Source organism: Methylocucumis oryzae (assembly GCF_000963695.1).
Lineage (GTDB): Bacteria > Pseudomonadota > Gammaproteobacteria > Methylococcales > Methylomonadaceae > Methylovulum > Methylovulum oryzae.
In genome coordinates this window covers 1-6,594 of the sequence record NZ_LAJX01000042.1, presented here as the reverse complement: position 1 = coordinate 6,594, position 6,594 = coordinate 1, and the positions used below count along the sequence as shown (strand labels likewise).

Annotated in this window: 4 protein-coding genes; all 4 read right to left on the bottom strand. The window is 46.0% G+C overall.

Annotated features, from left to right (window positions below; all coding sequences use genetic code 11):
* Positions 1-1,150 (bottom strand): DNRLRE domain-containing protein (locus tag VZ94_RS24250; RefSeq protein ID WP_131655472.1); only part of this gene is annotated, 1,150 nt, incomplete at its 3' end.
* 653 nt (positions 1,151-1,803) lie between these two features.
* On the bottom strand, positions 1,804-4,554 hold the full coding sequence (locus VZ94_RS22255; RefSeq protein ID WP_052700231.1) for a methyltransferase domain-containing protein: 2,751 nt from the start codon (positions 4,552-4,554) through the stop codon (positions 1,804-1,806).
* A gap of 75 nt (positions 4,555-4,629) precedes the next feature.
* A complete protein-coding gene (locus tag VZ94_RS05070) occupies positions 4,630-5,763 on the bottom strand; it encodes a type III PLP-dependent enzyme domain-containing protein (RefSeq protein ID WP_045778410.1) in 1,134 nt (377 codons plus the stop codon).
* A 94-nt stretch (positions 5,764-5,857) separates the two neighbouring features.
* A complete protein-coding gene (gene tpx / locus VZ94_RS05065; protein WP_045778409.1) occupies positions 5,858-6,376 on the bottom strand; it encodes a thiol peroxidase in 519 nt (172 codons plus the stop codon).
* Between the last annotated feature and the right edge of the window lie 218 nt (positions 6,377-6,594).

Here is a 6,594-nt window from a genome sequence, read left to right as displayed (position 1 = left end):
AGCGCCATGTCGCGCCGGTGTTGCCAGAAGAGCCGGTATTACCGGTAGCGCCAGTCGCGCCGGTGTTGCCAGAAGAGCCTGTATTACCAGTCGCGCCAGTGTTGCCAGAAGAGCCTGTATTACCAGTCGCGCCAGTCGCACCAGTATTGCCAGAAGAGCCTGTATTACCAGTAGCGCCAGTTGCACCGGTGTTGCCGGAAGCGCCGGTATTACCGGTAGCGCCAGTCGCACCGGTATTGCCTTTAGCGCCTACGGCCCCTGTAGCCCCCGTATTGCCTGTCGCCCCCGTTGCCCCCGTTGCCCCTGTCGCACCGGTATTACCCGTAACACCAGTAGCGCCAGTGTTGCCTTTCGCGCCAGTCGAACCAGTGTTACCAGCAGAGCCTGTATTACCGGTAGCGCCAGTCGCGCCGGTATTACCTTTAATTCCAGTTGCTCCTGTGGCGCCCGTATTCCCCGTTACGCCCGTAGCTCCTGTATTACCTTTCGCTCCAGTTGCCCCGGTTGCGCCTTTATGGGCTGAGCCACGGTTGTCGTTCAGTACAACATCAAACAAGGCGTGATGGCTTGTCGTGGTGTTTTCTTTACTATCGATGCTTATATCGAGCAGGTTTTCGGCGATTAACGCAAAACCATAATTGGCCTCGTCAGACAATTTATTGTTGTCAATTAAATCTTTGACAATGTCAGTTACGTCAATTTGAACCCAGCGCCCTGCATAGGCGGTCTTTATCGTGAAACGTTTAAAATTCGTGACATCGTAGGCAGGCGTTTGATTTTTATCTGGGATGGTTTTTTCGCTCCAGTCTTCGGTGACTTTGGTGACGGCTAGCACACCGGCAGCATTGACTTTATTTAAAAATAGCGAAATCGTGGCTTTTTGAATGTCTGAAGCTTTTAGGCGATTAGGCAGTGACGTATCTAGGTAAAATGAGATAAAACCAGTATGGTCTTGGTTGACCAGTATTTCAATTTCGTTGCCATGTCGATTTTCCGATGGCACGGTAGAAAGTACATTAGGTACATAGCTATCGAAGCGTAGTAAGGGGTCGGCATATACCGAGCTAGCACCCAGTAATGTTGTTATCGCGGCGCTTAGCGTGAGGGTTTTGAGCGGCGTTTTATGAGTTAGGGGATTGTTGTTCATCATATGGCCTTCTTTATTGATGTTGTTATTGAGTTATTAATAGTAGATTAATACGTTTTTAGGCTAAGCGGGTCTTGAACGGTTAGTCAACGCCTCAACCATGCCTTTAGCATAATGGTTTTTAAGTTAATAATGAGAAAATAAACAATGCTGCTGTGCTATACCGTAAAGACTATGAGTTTTATTTTACAAAACTAGATATTATTGTCGGTATTTTCATAATTATAAGCGTAAATATTTTGTTAGGCTATTGCTTAGTTAATAAGTCGGTTTTTAACGGTACGGGTCGCCGTAAATGCATCCTTTCATCGCTCCCACGCTCCAGCGTGGGAGCGTAGCCAGGACGCTCTGCGTCTCGTTTCACACCGCCAGAGCGGTTGCAGTGCATTTCCACGCAGAGCGTCACTGCTATTAAGTTAAGAGATAAATATTAAAAATCAAATAATTAGCGTTGTGTAGGTTGGGTTACGACTGCATGGATGCAGGAGGTAGACCCGACCTACGGAAGACTATTTCACAAAACTTAACATTCAAGTTATTGATTATTTGGTTATATTCCTTAACTTAATGGCAGTGACGCAGAGCGTGGGAACGATGAAACATCGGGAGCCGTTTTCAGTCTTTCTAAACGTCCCGCCCCGAATAAAGTGTATAGCCTAAGTTTCTTGCCATACTTGTTGGATTGCTAATATCACTTGTTCGCTAGTAATACTGGCTAAGCATTGCGGCAAACTATCATCAGCATAACTGGCGCGCGGCGGGTTGATGCAAGGTCCTTTGGGATGAGCTGATAGATTAGGGTTTTCCCGAAAACACGGTTGGCACGGTAAATGGGTGGTTAAATTGATGTTATGTGGATAGCCGCTAGCATTAGCTTGTGTGCTACCAAATAGGATGACACCCGGTACGCGGCGGGTTTGTTTAGCTTGATCTTGCCAATAATAATGCGTGATATGGTTGGCAAAACTGTCTATGCCTAAATGCATTTTGGCATGAGCGATTAACGCGATTGAATGGGCTAAATCACGACCATATTCTTGACCAATCTTAACGATAGGAAAAGGCAGTTGCGCTTCTACTTCTTGCCAGCGCTCCGGCGGCCACTCTTTATATTTACTCCAGCCCGCTGTGATTTGTAAGGTTGCATAGGGTTGGTTGGGCGCATCCGCTGGTTTGGGTGGTAGTGGCAAACAAAGCGCAGGTAGGGAAGGGCAGACCAAGCCAAGTTCATCAGCAAAATAGTCAAGCAAATGTCTTTGCATAGGCTTTTCTGGATAGCCTTCAGCGAGAGGATAGCCGATTAGGCTTACTGCATGACTGCAACGAGGTCGCCATTGCTCAAATTCTGCGGCATCTAACACCTTATCAATCCCGGCTGCCTGAAATAGTTCTCCTAATGCGTTAGCGTGTATTAAGCTTGGATGGCAAAAATAATAGATTAAATGATTAGGGTATTGCTTTTTTAGCAGTGGAATGAAATTTAACGTCATTAAAATATCGCCAATAGCACCGGGACGACATAAGGCGATAATTGGCCTGTGATGGGGTGTGATTGATGGTGGGACTGTGTTGTTGGTTTCTGCCTGATAAGCCGGTCGCAACACAATATCCCGTTGACCGGGCTCTACCGGATAGGTTTGGGTAATGACAAAGGGCGCACCTGCTGTGTGCAGTATTTGTTTAATACTGGTTAGGCTATGAAAGTAAGGATGTATTGTGTAATGACCGGGGGTTAAGTCGCGTTCAAAGCCAGCAACTCCGTGGTCTGGTAAGCGGATAAATAATGCGCCGTTATAGGCTAGCAGCCGTCTTAGTTTTAATAAGGCGGCGACAGGGTCGTAAAAATGTTCAAAGGTATGAATTAACGTGATAAGTTTAAAATGACCTTGATAGTCTTTATCGTCAAAGGTTTCAAAATCAGCGCCCAGCATTTGCACGCCTAAGGACATACCCAGCGGTTCAGCGCCAGGGGCACCGTCCATAGCTAATGCGGGACAGCCTAAATTTTGTAATTCTTGCGCCATAACTGGTAATTTAGCGCCAATGTCAATGATGGGACCGGCGACAGACTGCATTACATGGCTAAATAGCCAGCGCGCTAAGGCACGGTTTATTTGCCGCTCGCCTTCCGGCATTTCTGCTGGCGGTGGTTCGTGGTCACCATGGAACACTTTATCGGGCATAGGGTGTTGAAACCAGGTATCGCAAGCTGCGCATTGCCAATAAGGCGTGTTGAGATAATGTCCTATGGATGGCGTTTGGCAGATTGGGCAGTTAGGCGTGACAGATGTTAATTCAATAGCGGTTTGTTGGCGTGGTAAGCCTTGTTGCTGTAAGGCCCAATTTAAATTATCTAAAATTCGGTTGTGCTCACTGTCTGGTAGTTTAGGATTAGCCAGTAGTTCACGGCAGACCCGCTCACATTCTGAGTATTCGCCTACCCAGTAACAAGCTATCGCGTATTCATCAAGCGCTAGCCATTCGTATATCGCGCTATTAACAAATAATAAATCATTAGGTTTTGCGATTTTAATCGCTTGTTGGCTAAATAAATGGGCTAAAGCATTTTTGCTTTGCGCGCGGCAGTACCGGGCTAATTCGACTAAAGATTCAGCACGTTTAGGCCGGTATTGATAGGCGGTTAAGTAGCGTTCAAGCACAACAGGCCAGGGGCAGTGCATGTGACTACTATTATTGGCAATTTCAAATAGCGAGTACCAGACTTCTTCCTCCCAACCACCTAATTCTGCTCGTTTTTGGTAGGTTTCTAAGCTTTTTTGCCACTGCTCTGAATCACGATAACTTTGCGCGAGGTAGAACAGGTAGCGGGTATTATTAGGTTCATCGAGTAGCGCTAGTTCTAATATCTGTGCGTCTTTAGCATATTTTTCTTTGATGTCGATGTTTTGGCTGCGACCGCCATCAGGGTAAATGCGGATACAAAGTCCGGTTAAGTTTCCGGTTTGAAACGGTGCATCGAATTCCAAGTATTCGTGTAACACGCCTTGATAACGCGATGGGGAGCGGCTAGCGATTACCGCCATGCGAGCAAATTGGGTATGGCCATGTATCGCGTTGATATAATAGCCATCGGCGGTTAACTCAGGCCAGACAAACTCAGCACTGGCTTCGACGACTTCATCGGCATCGTTAACAAAAATATAATCGGCTTTTCCGCGCGCGAGGTTAAGTGCTTCGGTGCGGTTATGGCCAAAATTTACCCAGGGACGCTCATGTAGTTCACCTGGAATCTCGTTTAACAATTCTTTGATAAGGTCTTGGGTTCCATCCGTTGAGCCGGTATCGACGATGACCCAGTAGTCGATTAAGTGTTTAACGCCAGCCAAACAACGCGCCATGACGTGGGCTTCGTTTTTGACAATCATATTTAAGCAAATGGTAGGCATGGTCGTGTATTTAAAGGTTATGACTAAAAAAACCGAGCGTAACTGTTCAGGGCGTAGATTAAAACAGGAAATGCATTACCATAATTCCCGATAGTTTTGATACGAATAACGCTTACATAAGTTTAGACCTATATCCGAATAAAGGTAAACATCAGGTAAATTAAAGCCGTTAAATCGATGTGCTTTGACTAAGCTATATGCACCGACAGCTGTGAATGTTAAACGGTCGCCAATGGCTAGTGGTTGGTTAAAGCGGAAGTCGCCAAAGATGTCGCCTGCTAAGCAGGTACTTCCGGCTAATAACACTTGATAGGGTCCATTGGGAACATGTTCGTATAAATAAGGTTGAGTTTGATATTCAAAGACTTCCGGTAAATGATTGACGGAGGTATCTAATACGGCAATGGTTTTACCATCGCTGACAAAGCTATCAATCACTGTTGCGATTAAAAAACCGGTATTGCCGACGACAGCTTTGCCAGGTTCGATATAAACCTTTAGCTGATAGCGTGAGATAAGTTCGGATACACACGTTATAAAAAGCTCGGCGTTATCAATGTCGTGATGTAAAAAGCCACCGCCGATGTTCAACCATTCGAGCTGTGCTAACTCGCGTCCGAAGTAGTCGGTCAGCTTGGCAATGGTTTGCACCAGTGCCGCATAATCTGTGTTGGCGTGAAAAGTATGGAGATGCAAGCCTTGTAGTTGGTTTAACGGGATAGTGTCTGTGAGTTCTTCAAAGGCAATGCCCAGCTTAGAATGCAGCCGACAAGGATTGTAGCGGTCATCATCAATATAGGACAATTTAGGATTGACGCGCAGTCCTAGCGAAACACCAGGCGCTAATAGACGTTGGAAGCGTTGGTATTGGCTGAGTGAATTTAAGCTGATATGGCTACATACATCACTAAGCGCCGTTAATTCATCGGGTCGAATGCCAGGCGTGGCTAAATGTACTGAGCCTTGGTCGGCTATGATTTCTCGCGCTAATTGCGCTTCAAACAGTGAGCTAACCGAAAAACCATCGACATAAGGTTTTATCAGGGCTAGTAGTTGAGTTAGCGGTAATGATTTGATGGAATATAAGACCTGACAACCACTGGCTTGTTTTAGCTGGTAAAGCTGTTCAAGATTAGTAGTTAAACGGGGTTGGTCAAAGACAAAAGCAGGTGATGTAGGTAGTTCGGTTTTAACAGCAGTAATGTCCATATTAATCTCATAGGCACAAGTTTTTACTACTTTATCATGCGCTAGGCTAAAACCAATATTGTGTTAGTGGCCTGAGTCCACAAGATTCATATTATCAGCAGCTATCAACACTAGATAGGCAGGCAAACAGTGTTTCATAATCGGGTTCTGAACAAAGGTCTGCAACGAGCTGGGTATAAATAACGCGATTGTTTTCATCGATTAATACTAAGGCAGTTGCCGGTAAGCCACGTAAGATGCCGTCCGTTATCATGATGCCGTAGTCTTGCAAAAAGGTGCTTCTAAAACTTGATAGCCAGGTCAGTGTTGTTAAGTCTTCATTCGTTGCAAACCGACATTGGGCGAATGGTAAGTCAGCGGAAACAATCAGTGTCTGTGTGTTATGAGAGTGCAAAAATTCAGCTTTATGCTCAAATTTACGTGCCACGGCTACGCAAATAGGCGTATCAATGCTAGGTAAAATAGCCAATAGCTTTTTTCGTCCAGAAAATGCCGCTAGCGAGACCTCTAGCATGTGGTGGTTAGTGAGCTGAAAATCGGGTGCTACGCTGTTAAGTTCAGGCAACTGGCCTGAGGTCTCTGTTGCAACACCGTGAAAAAATACGGTTGCCATTAAACGATTTGCTGATATGAGATGGTGATGCTATTGCGTGGGTTACCAACTTAAGACGGGACAAGTCATTCAGACCGCATAACGCCAGGGATGGCGTGTAGTAGGGCAACGCAGGAGCAGTTGCCGAGGACGCCGTAAATACGTCCCTGTAGGCTTGGCGGCAGCATCCCTGCTGCCGACACCTGGAGCCACAAGGATGTGGTGAATGCAGAAAACGC

Coding starts and splice junctions, on each gene's coding strand:
- VZ94_RS22255 (WP_052700231.1), bottom strand. CDS start 4,554: ATGCCTACCATTTGCTTAAATATGATTGTCAAAAACGAAGCCCACGTC.
- VZ94_RS05070 (WP_045778410.1), bottom strand. CDS start 5,763: ATGGACATTACTGCTGTTAAAACCGAACTACCTACATCACCTGCTTTT.
- tpx (WP_045778409.1), bottom strand. CDS start 6,376: ATGGCAACCGTATTTTTTCACGGTGTTGCAACAGAGACCTCAGGCCAG.